The 2,056-nt window shown below is 45.4% G+C and carries 4 protein-coding genes; all 4 read right to left on the reverse strand.

Translation table 11 applies throughout. From position 1 onward, the window contains the following. A partial coding sequence (locus B3O33_RS01740; RefSeq protein ID WP_292362808.1) for a bifunctional transcriptional activator/DNA repair enzyme AdaA occupies positions 1–535 on the reverse strand: 535 nt, incomplete at its 3' end. A 127-nt stretch (positions 536–662) separates the two neighbouring features. Then, a complete protein-coding gene (map, locus tag B3O33_RS01745; RefSeq protein WP_292362173.1) occupies positions 663–1,448 on the reverse strand; it encodes a type I methionyl aminopeptidase in 786 nt (261 codons plus the stop codon). Further along, a complete protein-coding gene (locus B3O33_RS01750) occupies positions 1,441–1,647 on the reverse strand; it encodes a ParD-like family protein (RefSeq protein ID WP_292362172.1) in 207 nt (68 codons plus the stop codon). Before B3O33_RS01750 ends, map begins: the two co-directional genes overlap by 8 nt. Before the next feature lie 84 nt (positions 1,648–1,731). After that, positions 1,732–2,056: LysR substrate-binding domain-containing protein (locus B3O33_RS01755; protein ID WP_292362809.1), on the reverse strand; the 325-nt coding region annotated here is incomplete at its 5' end.

The following is a 2,056-nucleotide window of genomic DNA, read 5'->3' on the forward strand; positions in this document are numbered from 1 at the left end:
ATTGTGCTGGCGACCGCCCCATCACTTTCTTGAAGGTATAGCCAAATCCACTGAGTGATTCGTAGCTACTATCAAAAGCAGTATCCGTCGCTGTTTTGCCATGCTTTAATTCCTGAAAGGCAGTATTAATACGATACATCCGCTGGAACGTTTGGAATGTCATGCCGTAGTGTTTCTTAAACCAACGGCGGATTTGTTCTGGACTGATACCGAGTTGTTGCAACTGATCATCCGAAATTTTCTGCTTCGGATGGCTTCTGACTAACTCAATCGCTGCCGTCACCTGTTTGGGTGCCTCATTGGCGTTCTCGGTAGGTCGACAGATTTTACATGGCCGATAACCAGCATTCAGCGCATCTTTAAACGTGCTATAAAACTCGACATTCTCAGGTTTTGGTTTTCGGGCACGACAGATCGAGATGCAAAAAACGCCCGTGGTGATGACGCCCACATAGAAAATTCCGACATAAGCTTCATCACGGTTCAGCAACGCTTGATAGTAGTTTTTGATTTGGTCCGGGTTTTGAATTCGCATACGGCCATCCGTCGTTACAACAATGGATAACATACCCGCCCATGATTAATGCTACCAACCGAAAAATCGACGAGTATTTTTTTTGATCAGCAAACATCAAATGCACCCTTAGCAGGGCTTTTGATCTTTATAAAGATTCAGGAATACGTTCTTCATCCCGCAGGGTCAGCACTTCATACCCGTTCGATGTGACCGCAATGGTATGTTCCCATTGAGCAGATAACTTTTTATCAGCCGTAACGACCGTCCATCCATCTTTTCTGGTCTTCACTTTTGCCTTTCCCTGATTGATCATCGGCTCGATGGTGAAGGTCATCCCTTCCTGCAAAACCAGACCTTTCCCGGGCTGACCAAAGTGAAGTACTGCCGGTTCTTCGTGCATTTCCCGACCTATACCGTGTCCACAATATTCACGAACAACAGAATATCCTTGCCTCTCGGCATAAAGCTGAATCGCATGACCAATATCACCTAACGTTGCGCCAGGTTTCACAATGCGAATCCCCTCCCACATGGCTTCATAGGTTTTATCGACCAAACGCTTAGCAAGCGGCGTGACGTCCCCCATCATGTACATTTTGCTGGAATCAGCAATAAATCCACCCTTTTCCAACGTGATATCGACATTCACGATATCGCCCGATTTCAGTTTTTGATTGTCTGAGGGAACACCATGGCAGACCACATGATTCATGGAGGTATTAAGCACGTACTGATAACCGTATTGCCCTTTACTCGCTGGACGAGCGCCCAGTTGGTCAACAATAAACCGCTCGGTCAGATGGTTGATATCCATAGTCGTGATACCCACTTTCACGTGATTATCCAGATAACGGAACACCGAGGCGAGTAACCATCCGGCTTCACGCATCACAGCCAATTCGTCTGTATTTTTCAGTTTGATCTTAGCCACCGACAATCTGCTTTATATCGACATCGGCATGCTGCATTTGGGCACGGATAATTTCAGAAAAAGACATACTCGGATTCGCCTCCGCCAGCATGCCTATTTTTATCCAATATTCCGCCTGAGCATTGATGGAGCGGACCATAACCGAACTGGATTTTCGGATTTCTTCGTGCAGTTCATCGCTTATTTTAACAATCCCCATAACACATCCTAATATACGAAACATATACGGATCATATATTTTTGATGAGAATGCGACAAGTGATTGTTTTAAGCAGAATTGAAATTAAGTATCGTTCCAAGTGGAAAAATGTGAGATGAGAAAATCTATAGCCAACCGCGCCCGAAGCGGCTGAAAATGACGGTTTTTGTAGACAATCCAGCTGCTTGCTCCTTTACCCCAGAAAGGTTCGAGTATGGCAGCAAGCTTGTGATGTTTAATACCCTCATCAAACGTACTTTTCGGCATATAAGCAATACCCAAGCCTTGTTCACAGGCCTTGGCGACCACATTGGCATTGTTGCAGCGCCATCGACCTCTTACCCGGACACTCTTTGGATTACCGTCCATATTAAACAACCAGTGGTCGTTATTGGAAATAATGCAGCTG

Source organism: Methylophaga sp. UBA1464 (assembly GCF_002325665.1).
Taxonomy (GTDB): domain Bacteria; phylum Pseudomonadota; class Gammaproteobacteria; order Nitrosococcales; family Methylophagaceae; genus Methylophaga.